The organism is Streptomyces sp. XM4193, assembly GCF_023072595.1.
Taxonomy (GTDB): Bacteria; Actinomycetota; Actinomycetes; order Streptomycetales; family Streptomycetaceae; genus Streptomyces.
On record NZ_JALLGK010000001.1, the window covers coordinates 1,672,479 to 1,686,911 of the forward strand.

10 protein-coding genes and 2 tRNA genes are annotated in these 14,433 nt (G+C 71.8%); 10 read left to right on the forward strand and 2 right to left on the reverse strand.

The genetic code is table 11. From position 1 onward, the window contains the following. Positions 1-428 precede the first annotated feature (428 nt). From MTQ01_RS07020 to MTQ01_RS07035, 4 genes are all read left to right on the forward strand, one after another. Complete coding sequence (locus tag MTQ01_RS07020; RefSeq protein WP_308294365.1) at positions 429-1,583, forward strand: CbiX/SirB N-terminal domain-containing protein; 1,155 nt, start codon at positions 429-431, stop codon at positions 1,581-1,583. A 62-nt stretch (positions 1,584-1,645) separates the two neighbouring features. Continuing rightward, positions 1,646-2,905 carry a deoxyguanosinetriphosphate triphosphohydrolase gene (locus MTQ01_RS07025; RefSeq protein WP_247487510.1) on the forward strand — a complete coding sequence of 420 codons (1,260 nt, stop codon included), beginning with the start codon at positions 1,646-1,648 and terminating at the stop codon, positions 2,903-2,905. A gap of 240 nt (positions 2,906-3,145) precedes the next feature. Beyond that, a complete protein-coding gene (locus MTQ01_RS07030) occupies positions 3,146-4,402 on the forward strand; it encodes an FAD/NAD(P)-binding oxidoreductase (protein WP_247487511.1) in 1,257 nt (418 codons plus the stop codon). Positions 4,403-4,514: 112 nt separating this feature from the next. Then, the gene (locus MTQ01_RS07035) at positions 4,515-6,260 is read left to right on the forward strand and encodes a pyruvate dehydrogenase (protein ID WP_247487513.1); all 1,746 of its coding nucleotides are present in this window, start codon (positions 4,515-4,517) and stop codon (positions 6,258-6,260) included. A gap of 93 nt (positions 6,261-6,353) precedes the next feature. Here the strand turns inward: MTQ01_RS07035 and MTQ01_RS07040 are convergent, their stop codons facing one another. Further along, positions 6,354-6,662: a YtxH domain-containing protein gene (locus tag MTQ01_RS07040; protein WP_247487515.1), complete on the reverse strand. Its 309-nt coding sequence runs from the start codon at positions 6,660-6,662 to the stop codon at positions 6,354-6,356. 157 nt (positions 6,663-6,819) lie between these two features. On the opposite strand from MTQ01_RS07040, the gene MTQ01_RS07045 reads away from it, so the two are divergent. The 6 genes from MTQ01_RS07045 to MTQ01_RS07070 all read left to right on the forward strand — a co-directional run bounded on the left by MTQ01_RS07045 (position 6,820) and on the right by MTQ01_RS07070 (position 13,169). Continuing rightward, a tRNA-Asn gene (locus MTQ01_RS07045) sits at positions 6,820-6,892 on the forward strand. Between the two features lie 255 nt (positions 6,893-7,147). Further along, positions 7,148-7,221, forward strand: a tRNA-Ile gene (locus MTQ01_RS07050). A gap of 743 nt (positions 7,222-7,964) precedes the next feature. After that, positions 7,965-9,077, forward strand: coding sequence for a multiple monosaccharide ABC transporter substrate-binding protein (chvE, locus tag MTQ01_RS07055; RefSeq protein WP_247487517.1), 1,113 nt, complete (start codon positions 7,965-7,967; stop codon positions 9,075-9,077). Positions 9,078-9,094: 17 nt separating this feature from the next. Then, on the forward strand, positions 9,095-10,630 hold the full coding sequence (gene mmsA / locus MTQ01_RS07060; protein WP_282613389.1) for a multiple monosaccharide ABC transporter ATP-binding protein: 1,536 nt from the start codon (positions 9,095-9,097) through the stop codon (positions 10,628-10,630). Between the two features lie 9 nt (positions 10,631-10,639). Next, positions 10,640-11,860 (forward strand): multiple monosaccharide ABC transporter permease, encoded by a 1,221-nt coding sequence (mmsB, locus tag MTQ01_RS07065; RefSeq protein WP_247487521.1) that lies wholly within the window; start codon positions 10,640-10,642, stop codon positions 11,858-11,860. 322 nt (positions 11,861-12,182) lie between these two features. Next, positions 12,183-13,169, forward strand: a complete 987-nt coding sequence (locus MTQ01_RS07070) for a LacI family DNA-binding transcriptional regulator (RefSeq protein WP_247487524.1) — start codon at positions 12,183-12,185, stop codon at positions 13,167-13,169. Positions 13,170-13,283: 114 nt separating this feature from the next. Here the strand turns inward: MTQ01_RS07070 and MTQ01_RS07075 are convergent, their stop codons facing one another. Then, on the reverse strand, positions 13,284-14,006 hold the full coding sequence (locus MTQ01_RS07075; protein ID WP_247487526.1) for an aminoglycoside phosphotransferase: 723 nt from the start codon (positions 14,004-14,006) through the stop codon (positions 13,284-13,286). Positions 14,007-14,433 lie beyond the last annotated feature (427 nt).

A 14,433-nucleotide genomic window follows, 5' to 3' on the forward strand; every position in this document is an offset into this window, starting at 1 on the left:
GGCGGAACAACCTACGGGTCCGTAGGTTACGAAACCGTAGGTTACGGCCCGCTGTGCGCTGCGCCAAGCCCGGAACTCGCCTCCCGTCGTCACCCGGGGTGATTCGGGCAGTTCGTGGCACTTGCGGCGGGAAGAAATTCACTCTCGGCAAGGAGACGTTGGCACTGTGTTTCCCGGGTGCCGCGTCCGAGCGCGCGAAGAGGTCAAATCGCGGCGGTGCGCGGGCAGTTGGCATCCGGCGGACAGGTGCGGCGCCCGCGTTCTCCGGGCAGCCGGGGCCGGGGCGGTGAGACGTCCGCAACCAGCCGTGATCCCGGCGCAACGGGCCGGCAACGCCACTCGACCAGGCTCCTGCCATGTCACCACTTTCGGCGGATCGCCCCGGGCAACCCGCCTCCCCGCGTGCAACCGTCGGCACCGCCTTCGGTGTGAGGCGCCACGACGCCGACAGTTCCACCGGAAACGGTGCGCCCGCCGGTGCGGCGGCGCCCGCCGGGCCCGAACGGCCCGTCGCCGTGCCCGATTCCGACCGCCTCGACACTCCGGAGCAACTCCTGTCCGCCTTCACCGTGCGCCTCGCCCAGCAGCTCGGCGGGCTGAAACCACCCACCGCTCCCGACCACCGCACTCCCTCCCGCCCAACCCCCGCCCCCGCGGCTCCCGCCCCACCGACCCACGCCCCTCCGACCCACGCCCCTCCGACCCACGCCCCTCCGACCCACGCCCCTCCGACCCACGCCCCTCCGACCCACGCCCCTCCGACCCACGCCCCACCGGCCCGGCCTGCGGCTCCCGCTCCTCCGGCCCCCACCCTGGTCGCCGTCGCTCACGGCTCGCGCGACTCCCGTGCCGAGGCGGCCGGCCTCGCGCTGCTGGACCGGGTTCGTGCGCTGCGCCCGGGACTTCGCACGGCGCTCGGCTACATCGAGATCGCCCGGCCGTCGCTCGCCGAGGTGCTCGCGGCGCATCCGCCGGGCGGGGTCGTACTGGTGCCGCTGCTGCTCGGCCGCGGCCACCATCTGCGGTACGACCTGCCCGCCGCCGGGCGCGCCGCCCCGTGGCTGCGCTGCTCGGTGGCTGCCGCCCTCGGCCCCCACCCGCTGCTCGCCGACGCCCTCGCCGACCGTGTCGCCGCCGCCCCGACGCCGTACGGGCGCCGCGCACCGGACGGGCTCGTACTGGCCGCCGCGGGCTCGCGCGACCCCGGTTCTGCGGCCGACGCGGAGGCGAGTGCCGCGCTGCTCTCCGCCCGGTTGGGCGACGTTCCGGTGCTGCCCGGCTACCTCTCGGCGACCGCGCCGACAGTGCCTCGGGCGTTGGCGGCCCTGCGGGCGCGCGGCTGCCAACGCCCTTTCGTGGCCTCGTACTTCACGGCCCCCGGGCACTTCGCCGCGCGCTGTGCGGCTCTCGCCGGACAGGTGCCGACAAGCCCGCCTCTGGGCCCGCACCCGGCCCTCGCCCGACTTCTGCTGACCCGCTACGACGAGGCGTGCGCCACTCTTCCGGCCACCGGCCGCGCCGGTACCGGCAGCCGTCCCGGTACCGTCGCCTGGCCCCGTTCCGGCCGGCCCGACGCCGTCTGACCACCTGCCCTTCGAGCAGGTCCGCCGCCGTCGCCCGGGCGGACGCCGGTTACCGTCATGGCATGCACGGCACATACGACCCGTCCGACACCGAGCGCTGGGAGCCGGAACCCGACAAGCGCCCCGGTCGCACCGCCTTCCAGCGCGACCGTGCCCGGGTGCTGCACTCCGCGGCCCTGCGCCGCCTCGCCGGCAAGACGCAGGTCGTCGCGCCCGGGTCGAGCGCGCACGCCTGGGACGCCAGCCCGCGCACCCGGCTGACCCATTCGCTGGAGTGCGCCCAGATCGGACGGGACCTCGGCGCCGCGCTCGGCTGCGACCCGGAACTGGTCGAGGCCGCCTGTCTGGCGCACGACCTCGGCCATCCGCCGTTCGGCCACAACGGCGAGACGGCGCTGGACGAGATCGCCGAACCGTGCGGCGGGTTCGAGGGCAACGCGCAGTCGCTGCGGCTGCTGACCCGCATCGAGCCCAAGCACTTCACCGCCGACGGCCGCCCGGCCGGGCTCAACCTCACCCGCGCGGCACTCGACGCGGCCACCAAGTACCCCTGGCACCAGGGCGGCCACCCCACCGATCCGCAGTCGCCGAAGTTCGGGGTGTACACCGACGACGTGCCCGTCTTCCAGTGGCTGCGCAAGGGGGCGTCGGCGTACCGCAAGTGCTTCGAGGCCCAGGTGATGGACTGGTCGGACGACGTCGCCTACTCCGTGCACGACGTCGAGGACGGACTGCACGCCGGCTACCTCGACCCCAACGCCCTCCTCGCCGGCCCCGAGCGCCGCGAGATCTTCGCCCTCGCCGCCGCGCGGTACGCCCCGGCCGACACCCACGAGGACGAGTTGGCCGAGGCACTCGACCGGCTCCTGGACCAGGAGTGGTGGCCGCACGGCTACGACGGCACCGCGCCCGCCCAGGCGCGGCTGAAGGACGCCACCAGCCAGCTTATCGGCCGCTTCTGCCTCGGCGCCGAGTCCGCCACCCGCGCCGCGCACGGCGACGGCCCGCTGACCCGCTACCGGGCGGACCTGCTGGTGGAGCGGGGCGTGCGGCTGGAGTGCGCGGTGCTGAAGGCGGTCGCCGACCGCTTTGTGATGCAGCGCCCCGACCAGGAGCGGCTGCGTGCCGAACAGCGCGTCGTGCTGGGGGAGTTGGCACACGCCCTGCTGCTGCGCGCCCCCGACGGACTGGACCCGCAGTTCCGCGCCGAGTACGCACGGGCCGGTGACGACGCCGCCCGGGTGCGCGCGGTCGTGGACCAGATCGCCTGCCTGACCGACGCCTCCGCCCGCACCCTGCACGCCCGCCTCGGCCCGCACTGACAACCACCGCCCCACCCGCACCGCGCCCCGCGCCGACGCCCGCACAACCCGTGCGCCACACCCGCACCGCACCCGCCCCCCACCCGTACCGCGCCACGCGGTGAACGGCCCGCGCTCTTCCGGTGATCGCCCGGATGCGGGACGCTCCAGGGAGGGCCACCGCACCACGTGCCGTACGCACCGGAATCGGAATCGGCGTGCGGCAGGACGCGGGGCGCAACAGCAGCGAGGAGGCAACACGTGGTGGACGCACATCGGACGTTCGTCATCATCGGCGCGGGGCTGGCCGGGGCGAAGGCAGCCGAGACCCTGAGGGCGGAGGGCTTCACCGGCCGCGTCATCCTCGTCGGGGACGAGCGCGACCACCCCTACGAGCGCCCGGCCCTGTCCAAGGGCTACCTCAACGGCGAGACGGAGCGCGAAAGCCTCCTCGTCCACGAACCGGCCTGGTACGCGCGCGAGCACATCGAGCTGCACCTCGGTCAGCCCGCGGTGCGGATCGACCGCCGGGCGCACGAGGTGACCCTCGGCGACGGCACCGTGCTGCCGTACGACGCGCTGCTGCTGGCCACCGGCGCCGAGCCGCGGCGCCTGGAGGTGCCCGGCACCCAGCTCGCCGGGGTGCACCATCTGCGCCGCCTCGCCCACGCCGACCAGCTGCGCGGAATGCTCGCCCGACTCGGCCGGGAGAACGGCCAGTTGGTGATCGCCGGGGGTGGCTGGATCGGACTGGAGGCAGCCGCGGCGGCGCGGCGGTACGGCTCGGAGGTCACCGTCATCGAGCCGGAGCCGAGCCCGCTCCACTCGGTGCTCGGTCCCGAGATGGGCGCCCTGTTCACCGATCTGCACAGCGCGCACGGCGTCCGGTTCCACTTCGGCGCGAGGCTGACCGGGATCACCGGCCAGGACGGCCAGGTGCTGGCGGTGCAGACCGACGACGGCGAGGAGCACCCGGCGCACGGTGTGCTGGCCGCCATCGGAGCCGCGCCGCGCACCTCGCTCGCCGCCTCCGCCGGTCTGGAGCTGGACGAGGCGACCGGCGGCATCGCCGTCGACGCCTCGCTGCGCAGCGTCACCGATCCGGACGTGTACGCGGCGGGCGACGCGGCCGCCGCGCACCACCCGCTGCTCGGCACGCGCATCCGCGTCGAGCACTGGGCCAACGCGCTCAACGGCGGCCCGGCCGCCGCCCGCGCCATGCTCGGCCGCGAGGTCTCCCACGACCGGCTGCCCTACTTCTTCTCCGACCAGTACGACCTGGGCCTGGAGTACAGCGGCTGGGCGCCGGCGGGCAGCTACGACCAGGTGGTGTGCCGCGGCGACGTGGGCAAGCCGGAGTTCATCGCCTTCTGGCTGCGCGAGGGCCGCGTACTGGCCGGGATGAACGTCAACGTCTGGGACCGCACCGAGGAGATCCAGCAGCTCGTACGGTCCGGCGGCCCCGTCGACCCCGAGCGGCTGGCCGACCTCTCCGTACCGCTGACCGCGTTGCTGTGAGCCGCTGACGCGCACGTCGCACCGCACACTCCGGGCACAAGCCGCATACAGCGGTAATTTGCTGGTGGCTTACCGGCCCGAACGCCCTCCCGAGACCCGAGGTGTGCAAGCGATGGCGAAACGACAGACCGTGGCCGAGCAGTTCGTCGAGATCCTGGTGCGCAGCGAGGTGCGGCGGATCTACGGCGTCGTGGGCGACAGCCTCAACCCCGTCGTCGACGCGATCCGCCGCACGGCCGGCATCGACTGGGTGCACGTGCGGCACGAGGAGGCGGCGGCCTTCGCCGCAGGCGCCGAGGCGCAGCTCACCGGCTCGCTCGCCGCCTGCGCCGGCTCCTGCGGGCCGGGCAACCTCCGTCTGATCAACGGCCTGTACGACGCCCACCGTTCGATGGCGCCGGTGCTCGCGCTGGCCTCCCAGATCCCCAGCAGCGAGATCGGCACCGGCTACTTCCAGGAGACCCACCCGGACCAGCTCTTCCGCGAGTGCAGCCACTACTGCGAGCTGGTCTCCAACCCGCAGCAGATGCCCCGCGTCCTCCAGACGGCGATCCAGCACGCCATCGGCCGGGGCGGCGTCAGCGTGGTCGCGCTGCCCGGCGACATCGCCGCCCAGCAGGCACCCGAGCGCGCCGAGCAGCACGCGCTCGTCACCTCCCGCCCCTCGGTGCGTCCCGCCGACGCCGAGATCGACTCGCTGGTCGAGCTGATCGAGGGCGCGCGCAGGGTCACCCTCTTCTGCGGCAGCGGCACCGCCGGAGCGCACCGGGAGGTCATGGAGCTGGCCGCCAGGGTCAACTCCCCGGTGGGCCACGCCCTGCGCGGCAAGGAGCACATCCAGTGGGACAACCCGTACGACGTCGGCATGAGCGGCCTGCTCGGCTACGGCGCCGCCTACGAGGCGACCCACGAGTGCGATCTGCTGCTGCTCCTGGGCACCGACTTCCCGTACAACGCCTTCCTGCCCGACGACGTCAAGATCGCCCAGGTCGACGTGCGCCCCGAGCACCTCGGCCGCCGCTCCACCCTCGACCTCGCGGTCTGGGGCGACGTGCGCGAGACGCTGCGCTGTCTGACGCCCCGGCTGACCCAGAAGCAGGACCGCTCCTTCCTCGACCGGATGCTCCGCAAGCACGCGGACGCGCTGGAGGGCGTGGTGAAGGCGTACACCCGCAAGGTCGAGAAGCACACCCCGATCCACCCCGAGTACGTCGCCTCGGTGCTGGACGAGGAGGCCGCCGAGGACGCCGTCTTCACCGTCGACACCGGCATGTGCAACGTCTGGGCCGCCCGCTACCTCACCCCCAACGGGCGCAGGCGGGTCATCGGCTCCTTCACGCACGGTTCGATGGCCAACGCCATGCCGCAGGCGATCGGCGCCCAGTACCTCGACCGGGGCCGCCAGATCGTCTCGATGTCCGGCGACGGCGGCTTCAGCATGCTGATGGGGGAGTTCCTGACGCTGGTGCAGCAGGATCTGCCGGTCAAGGTCGTCCTCTTCAACAACTCCAGCCTGGGGATGGTGGAGTTGGAGATGCTGGTGGCCGGCCTTCCCGCCCACGGCACCACCAACCACAACCCCGACTTCGCCGCCGTCGCCCGGGCGGCCGGAGCCTGGGGCCAGCGGGTGGAGAAGCCGAAGGAGGTCCGGGGTGCGCTGAAGGCCGCGTTCAAGCACAGGGGACCGGCGCTGGTGGACATCGTCACCGACCCCAACGCGCTGTCCATTCCGCCGAAGATCAAGGCCGAGATGGTGACCGGCTTCGCGCTGTCGGCGGGCAAGATGGTGCTGGACGGCGGCGTCGGCCGGATGGTCCAGATGGCCCGCTCCAACCTCCGCAACATCCCCCGCCCCTGACGCCCGGCCTCCGCCGCCGGCCGCGCGGTCCGTTCCGGCATGGAGGAGGGCCCGCCACCGAGGCATCGGTGGCAGGCCCTCCTCCATGCGCGCTCAGGTGTTGGTGGTGCCCCAGTCGTCCGCGTCGAGCGACGACGAGCCCTTGCGGCCGGTCGCCTCGCGCACCCTGTCGACCACCGAGGGGGGCAGCCGGTCGCCGACCCGGTCGGTGACCGCGTTCGCCGCCTTGGCGGCGGCCTCCCGCCCGTTGTGGGAGGCGGACTCCACGGTGTTGCGCACAGCCGGGTTCTCGGCGAAGCGCTGCGCACTGCGGCGCAGCTGCTCGTACCGCTCCCGCCCGGCTCGGGCTCCGATCACATAGCCGACTGCCAGTCCGGTCACGAACGTCCAACGGTGCCGCATGGGACAGCCTTTCCTTCGGGTCCTCGACAGTGCACACAGGCCGGCTGCGCCGCGGTGCTCCGTACCGATTTCAAAGCACCCCCTGCCATGCGCTAATGTATTGCCCGCGGCGAGGGAACGCCCCCGGACATCGTCCGGGCGAGCCCGAGCAGTGCAGTCCCCTGTAGCTCAATCGGCAGAGCAGCCGGCTGTTAACCGGCAGGTTACTGGTTCGAATCCAGTCGGGGGAGCATGATCGAAGAAGGGCCCCGGAAGCGGGGCCCTTCTTCGTGTGCCCGGCTCCTCCACGAGTACGGGCGCGCGCCGCGCGAAGTGCGCCCCCTGCGCACCACCGCACCTCGATCTTTCTTCCGACACCCCGGGAACCGTTCCGACCATGATCGATGTCATGGAGGGGGAGCAGCGGCCCCGTGCGGGCGGGAGATCGTATGAGCGGCTATGCTGCGGCAGACGGCGTGGGGGAGTGTTTCCCGACGCGCCGGACCGGGGTGGTAGCTCAGCCGGTTAGAGCAGCGGACTCATAATCCGTCGGCCGTGGGTTCGAGTCCCACCCACCCCACCGAACTTCGGGGAGCGTCGTCTCCCCGCCGCCCCGCGGTCACTGCCGCCGGGCGGCCGGCGCCGGGCTGGCGCCCCGTCAGACGGCGGCCGGGTTGCATCCCTGCCGACCCGCGGCCGTGCCGATGCCGGCCGTACGACCCCGCCCAGTGCGTCGCCCCGACGGCGGCAGCCCATCCGGCGGCAGGCGGCAGTCCCTCCCAGCGGGCAGCTCCGCCGCTCGCTGTAGCGGCGGTGGGCAGGCCCCCGCACGGCAGTCGACGTCCCCGTGTGTGTCCGGGCTCCCGGTGCGGTCCGTGGAGGCGCCGCTCTTCGTGCGCTGTGCGAAACGTGGGCGCGGGGTGGTGTGGGTGGGGCGGGTCGGGGCAGGAGGCGGAGCAGCCGCCGACTTCGCGTGCTCGCGGGTGCGGCCCCGGGCGTGCGTGCGCGGGTGGCCGAGGGGTGATGGGGGAGCTGTCCGGGGTGCTTGTCCCGGGTGGCTGCGCGGAGGTTCGGGGCGGATTGCGCCGGGGTGATGTGCGCGTTAACAAAGAGCCCGCACGTATCTAGCGTAATGCTTGTCACATATGGGTTAATCCGTTGTTGAGCGCTAACCAAGCTGGTTTGCCCGGGTGTTCGCGCCGTGCGCGGAACCCTGTGCGCGGCGGCGCCCGGAGCAGTCGGGGCGCCACCGGCGACCCCGCCCCACGGCGGCCGGGAGTCGGGCCCGTGACGGCGCAGCCCCTTCGAAAGGAGTTGACCCGCATGCGTACCCGGATGCGCACCCTCCCACTCACAGCGGCGGCGGTCGCCGCGGTGCTGGTCGGGACGCTGACCGCGTGTGGCCAGGAGGCCAGGGGCGGGAGCCGCTACAAGCCCGACGCGGGAAAGGGGTCGACGGTCGGTCTGGCGATGCCCACGAAGTCCTCGCAGCGGTGGATCACCGACGGCCAGAACATGGCCGAGCAGTTCGAGGCGGCCGGCTACAAGACGGACCTCCAGTACGGCGACGACAAGGTGGAGAACCAGGTCGCCCAGATCGAGAACATGATCACCAAGGGCCACCAGCTGCTGGTGATCGCCGCGATCGACGGCTCGGCCCTCAACGACGTGCTGGACCGTGCGCACGACGCCGGCACCAGGGTCATCGCCTACGACCGTCTGATCATGGGCACCCCGAACATCGACGGCTACGTCTCCTTCGACAACGAGAGAGTGGGCGCCCTCCAGGCCCAGTACGTCGTCGACGCCCTCGAACTGGAGGACGGCGCGAGCAGGAAGGGCAACCTGGAGCTGTTCGCCGGTTCGCCCGACGACAACAACACGCGCTATTTCTGGTCCGGTGCCATGGACGTGCTGGAGCCCTGGTTCAAGAAGAAGCAGCTGACCGTGCGCAGCGGCCAGACGAAGATGAACCAGGCCACCACGCTGCGCTGGGACGGCGGCACCGCCCAGAAGCGGATGGACGACATCCTCAGCCGGCACTACGGCAGCAGCGAGATCGACGCGGTGCTCTCCCCGTACGACGGCATGTCCATCGGCGTCATCTCGGCGCTCAAGGGCGCGGGTTACGGCACGAAGTCCCGTCCGTACCCGGTGGTGACCGGTCAGGACGCGGAGCTGGCCTCGGTCAAGTCGATCGTCGCCGGCGGCCAGACGCAGACGGTCTTCAAGGACACCCGCAAGCTCGCCGAACAGGCCGTCCAGGTCGGCGACGCGCTTCTCAACGACAAGAAGCCGAAGTTCAACAACACCGAGGACTACGACAACGGCGAGAAGGTCGTCCCGGCGATCCTGCTCGACCCGGTCAGCGTCGACAAGTCCAACGTGGAACTCCTCGTCGAGGAGGGGTATTACAAGAAGGGTCAGATCTCGTGAGCCGACCCGTACTCGAAATGCGCAGGATCACCAAGTCCTTCCCCGGGGTCAAGGCGCTGGCCGGGGTGGACCTGGAGGTCGGCGCCGGGGAGATCCACGCGCTGTGCGGCGAGAACGGCGCGGGCAAGTCGACGCTGATGAAGGTGTTGAGCGGGGTCCATCCGCACGGCTCCTACGAGGGCGAGATCCTGCTCGACGGCGAGCCGGTGGCCTTCCGCGACATCAACGCCAGCGAGCGGCGCGGCGTCGTCATCATCCACCAGGAGCTCGCGCTCATCCCGCATCTCTCGCTCGCGGAGAACATCTTCCTCGGCAACGAGCAGGCGCGGCGCGGGGTCATCGACTGGCGGGCCACGCTGCGCGACGCCACCCGGCTGCTGCGCCGCGTCGGGCTGCCCGACCTGCCCCAGACCCGGGTCTCCGACATCGGGGTGGGCAAGCAGCAACTCGTGGAGATCGCCAAGGCGTTGTCCAAGGAGGTCAAGCTGCTGATCCTCGACGAGCCGACCGCCGCGCTCAACGACGAGGACAGCGAGCACCTGCTCCGGCTCATCCTGGAGCTGCGCTCCCAGGGCATCGCCTGCATCGTCATCTCGCACAAACTGAACGAGATCCGCCGCATCGCGGACCGGGTGACCATCCTGCGCGACGGGCGCAGCGTCGAGACGCTCCCGGTGCGCGAGACACCGGACGCGGAGCCGCAGATCGCCGAGGACCGCATCATCCGCGGCATGGTGGGCCGCGATCTGGAGAACCGCTTCCCCGAGCGCACCCCGTACACCGGTGCGGACGCCGGGGAGGTCGCGCTGGAGGTGTCGGGGTGGACCGTGCGCCATCCGCTCGACCACCAGCGCAAGGTCGTCGACGACGTGTCGTTGGAGGTCCGCCGGGGCGAGATCGTGGGAGTCGCCGGGCTGATGGGCGCCGGCCGCACCGAGCTGGCGATGAGCGTCTTCGGCCGCAGCTACGGCGTGTACGACGGCGGCAGCGTGGCGGTCAACGGCCGTGAGGTGCGCACCCGTTCGGTGCCGGAGGCGATCGACCACGGCATCGCGTACGTCACCGAGGACCGCAAGACCTACGGCCTCAACCTGATCGACAGCGTCAACCGCAACATCTCCCTCACCTCGCTGCCCTCCCTCGCCCGCCGGGGCGTGGTGGACGAGCACCGCGAGCGGCAGGTCGCCGAGGGGTACCGGAAGTCGATGAACATCAAGACGCCCACCGTCTTCGAGCAGGTGCAGCGTCTGAGCGGGGGCAACCAGCAGAAGGTCGTGCTGAGCAAGTGGATCCACGCCGGGCCCGAGGTGCTCATCCTCGACGAGCCCACCCGCGGGATCGACGTCGGCGCCAAGTTCGAGATCTACAGCGTGATCGAGCGACTGGCCGCCGAGGGCAAGGCCGTGCTCTTCATCTCCTCCGAACTGCCCGAACTGCTGGGCATGTGCGACCGGATCTACACCATGGCCGCCGGGCGGCTCACCGGTGAGATCGACCGTGCCGAGGCGACGCAGGAAGTGCTCATGCGGCACATGACCATGGACAGGAACTGAGAGACCCCCATGACCAACGAGACCCGCACGCCTGCCACGAGTCCGGGGCGTTCCCGGTCCGTCGTCGACGTCCTCAGGGACGCCGTACGCGACAACATGCGCCAGTACGGCATGCTCGTCGCCCTCGGGCTGATCGTCGTCCTCTTCCAGATATGGACCGGCGGCACCCTGCTGCTGCCCAACAACGTCTCCAACCTGATCCAGCAGAACAGCTACATCCTCATCCTGGCGATGGGCATGATGATCGTCATCATCGCCGGCCACATCGACCTCTCGGTCGGCTCGGTCGCCGCCTTCGTGGGCGCGCTGTCGGCGGTGATGATGGTCAAACACGACATGCCCTGGGTGGCGGCGCTGGTGCTGTCACTGGTGATCGGGGCGCTGGCGGGAGCCTGGCACGGCTTCTGGATCGCCTACGTCGGCATCCCGTCCTTCATCGTGACGCTCGCCGGCATGCTGCTCTTCAGGGGCGCGACCCAGATCGTGCTGGAGGGTGAGTCCGTCGGGCCGTTCCCGCACGGATTCCAGCAGATGGCGCAGGGCTTCATCCCCGAGGTGGGGCCGTACACCCAGTACCACAACCCGACGCTGCTGCTCGGCGCACTGGTGATCGTCGTCGTCCTGGTGCAGCAGTGGCGGGACCGGCGCAGCCAACTGGCGTACGAGCTGGAGCCGTTGCCGTTCAACATCTGGGTCGTCAAGTGCGTGGCGATCGTGGCCGCGGTCGTCGCGGTGACGCTGACGCTGGCCAGCTACCGCGGTGTGCCCGTGGTGCTGCTGATCCTCTGCGCACTGCTCATCGCCCTCGGCTTCGTCATGCGCAACACCGTGACGGGCCGCCATGTGTACGCGCTTGGCGGCAACAAGGCCGCCGCCAAGCTCTCCGGCGTCAAGGACAAGCGCGTCACCTTCCTGGTCTTCGTCAACATGGGCACGCTCGCGGCGCTCGCCGGCTGCGTCTACGCGGCGCGGCTGGACGCGGCCACCCCGCAGGCGGGCCTGATGTTCGAACTGGAGGCGATCGCGGCGGCGTTCATCGGCGGCGCCTCGATGAGCGGTGGCGTCGGCAAGGTGATGGGCGCGGTGATCGGCGGTCTCGTCCTCGGCGTGCTCAACAACGGCATGTCACTGGTGGGCATCGGCACCGACTACCAGCAGGTGATCAAGGGACTCGTCCTGCTCGCCGCCGTCGGCTTCGACGTCTGGAACAAACGCAGGGTCGGTTCCTGAGCCTGCTCGGACCGGCGTTCCACCACCGGTGCGGATCCGAACGGCCCGTCCGCGCCCCGGAGTCGGGGACGCCGGCCCGGGCCGCTCCGGGCGGGAGACCGCGTGACGCGGGAGTGCGGGGCCCGCCCGGAGCGGGCCCCGCAGGAGGCGGGACGGCCGCGAGGGTGCGCGGCGGTGGTGCGCCGGCTGCGTACTCTGGTCGGCGTTCGGGCCGACGCTGTGCCCGCGGGCCCGCTCGGGGCCGGCGGCCGTCGGTGGGCAAGACAGGGGGAATTCGGTGGAGAACACCTCATCGACGGTGCGTGCGGCACGTGAGCCCGCGATGACCGACGTCGCACGGCTGGCGGGAGTCTCGCACCAGACCGTCTCCCGGGTCCTCAACGGGCACCCGAACGTGCGGGAGCAGACCCGGCTGCGGGTGCGCGCGGCCATCGAGGAGCTGGGCTACCGTCCCAACCGGGCCGCGCGCGCACTGGTCACCGGCCGCTCCCAGATCATCGGCGTGGTCGCGCAGAACTCCACCCTGTACGGGCCCTCCTCACTGCTCGCCGCCTTCGAACTGGCCGCCTCAGCGGCCGGGTTCGTGGTGAGCGTACGGCGCGTACGGCATCTGGACCGGGCGTCGATCACGGCGGCGGTCGAGCACCACCGCGACCAGCGGGTCGCCGGCATCGTGGTGATCGCACCCACGGCCGCCGCCGACGAGGCGCTCGCCGAGGTCCCCGCCGACATCCCGTTGGTCGCCGTGGACGGCGACCCCGAACGCGGCGGCGCGCTGGTGACCGTGGACCAGGAGGCGGGTGCCGCCGCCGCGACCCGGCATCTGCTGGACGCGGGCCACGAGACGGTGTGGCACGTGTCGGGTCCGGCCGACTGGTTCGACTCGGCGGGCCGGGTGCGCGGCTGGCGGCGCGCGCTGGAGACGGCGGGCGCCGAGGTGCCACCGGTCAGCCCGGCGGACTGGAGCGCCGCCTCCGGGTACCGGGCCGGCCAGATGCTGGCGCGGATGCCCGAGGTGACCGCCGTGTTCGCGGCCAACGACCATCTGGCGCTGGGCATTCTGCGGGCGATGACCGAACGGGGCCGCCGGGTGCCGGACGAGGTGAGCATCGTCGGTTTCGACGACGTGCCGGAGGCCGCCTACTTCACTCCGCCGCTGACCACCGTGCGGCCGGACTTCGACGCGGCGGCGACCGACACCCTGGAGCTGCTGCTGCCCCGGATCAACGGCACCGGCTCGGGCAGCGAACACCGCGTCCTCACCCCGGAGTTGATCGCGCGCTCCAGCACGGCCGCACCACCGGGCTGACCCGGCGGGACGACTCCGCGCAGGCCCGGCACCGCACACGGGGCGGGGTCGGGCGCGGGGCGTGGACCCGGGCGCCACCTCGTCCTGGTCGCGCACGTCGAAGGCCGCCCCGCGCTATCCGCCGATCCGCTTCTCGATGAACCGGGACACGCGAGTGAACCCGATCAACTCCTCATCGGGCGGCGCACCGCCGTCGCCGGCCAGTACGCCCGATGCGACCAGGCGGAAGATCAACGCGCGCAGCAGCATCTGAGCGCCCTCGGCGCCGGGGACCGCCGAGTCCGCCAGGCGGGCTCCAGCCCGGTAATGGAGCAGGCCGTCGACGACCACGATCGCCTCCGCGTAGGCAACCGGTCGCCAGTAGGGCGAGAAGTCGATGATCGCGGGGGCGTGGCCGGGCGCGAAGGGAACGTTTCCCGTCAGGTCGCCGTGAATGAGCTGAGCACGCGCGTCCACGGGTTCGCGGAACGCCTGCAACCCGGTGAGTAACCGCTCCACCTGCGGCGGTACTTCCGTTGTCGTCTCGCCCCAGGCAACTCGATCAGCCACCGCCCACGGGTGCTGATGCACGTCCAGTCGAGCAGGCCGCGGCACTTCCCGCAGAGCCTCGTGAAAGGTCCTGCCCGCAGCCAACAGGGAATCCCATCTGCCGGCAGGCCCCGGCTCGCCCGTCACCAACCGGGTCGCGGCCCATCCCCCGACGACGTGTTCCCCGTTCGGGGAGCGCAGAAATCGCGGGACCCGAAAGCCCTGTCGGCCCTGGAGCCCGTCCATCAGAGTCGCCGCCCACTCGACGTCCGCGCTGTCACCGGCCGGCTTCAGCACGGCATCGCCCACTCGGACACTCCGACCCTGGCCTCCTTCGAGCGGCTCAGGCCGTCCGGTGAGCCCGAAGGCCTTGAGAACGGACGGCGGCGGCAGGGCTGTGTCGGTCGCAGGAGTCACACCGGGCATCCTTCAGGACGCACCCGCCTCACGCACCCGCGTTTCAGGAGACCTGCGCGCTCCGCCACTCTTGCCGTCCCTTCGGGCGAAGTGCAGAGACGGCCCAGGCACGCAGGGCTACCCGCGCCGTCACTCACCGCCGGCCCGCCGGCGGAGGTCGCCCCGCGTGCCCCGCGTGCCCCGCGTGCCCCGCGTGCCCCGCGTGCCCGCTGTGACGCGGCGCGACGGCAGTGCTGTGTGCGCTCACACCCGTCGAACTCCCTGAGCAGGCCATGTTTTCGGTGAATGCTTTGCGACTTCTTGACGTCGCTGTTGTTAG

Excerpts from the sequence above, each read along its gene's own strand:
- MTQ01_RS07025 (WP_247487510.1), top strand. The coding sequence starts at position 1,646 with ATGCACGGCACATACGACCCGTCCGACACCGAGCGCTGGGAGCCGGAA.
- MTQ01_RS07070 (WP_247487524.1), top strand. The coding sequence starts at position 12,183 with ATGACCGACGTCGCACGGCTGGCGGGAGTCTCGCACCAGACCGTCTCC.
- MTQ01_RS07040 (WP_247487515.1), bottom strand. The coding sequence starts at position 6,662 with ATGCGGCACCGTTGGACGTTCGTGACCGGACTGGCAGTCGGCTATGTG.
- MTQ01_RS07035 (WP_247487513.1), top strand. The coding sequence starts at position 4,515 with ATGGCGAAACGACAGACCGTGGCCGAGCAGTTCGTCGAGATCCTGGTG.
- mmsB (WP_247487521.1), top strand. The coding sequence starts at position 10,640 with ATGACCAACGAGACCCGCACGCCTGCCACGAGTCCGGGGCGTTCCCGG.
- chvE (WP_247487517.1), top strand. The coding sequence starts at position 7,965 with ATGCGTACCCGGATGCGCACCCTCCCACTCACAGCGGCGGCGGTCGCC.
- mmsA (WP_282613389.1), top strand. The coding sequence starts at position 9,095 with ATGCGCAGGATCACCAAGTCCTTCCCCGGGGTCAAGGCGCTGGCCGGG.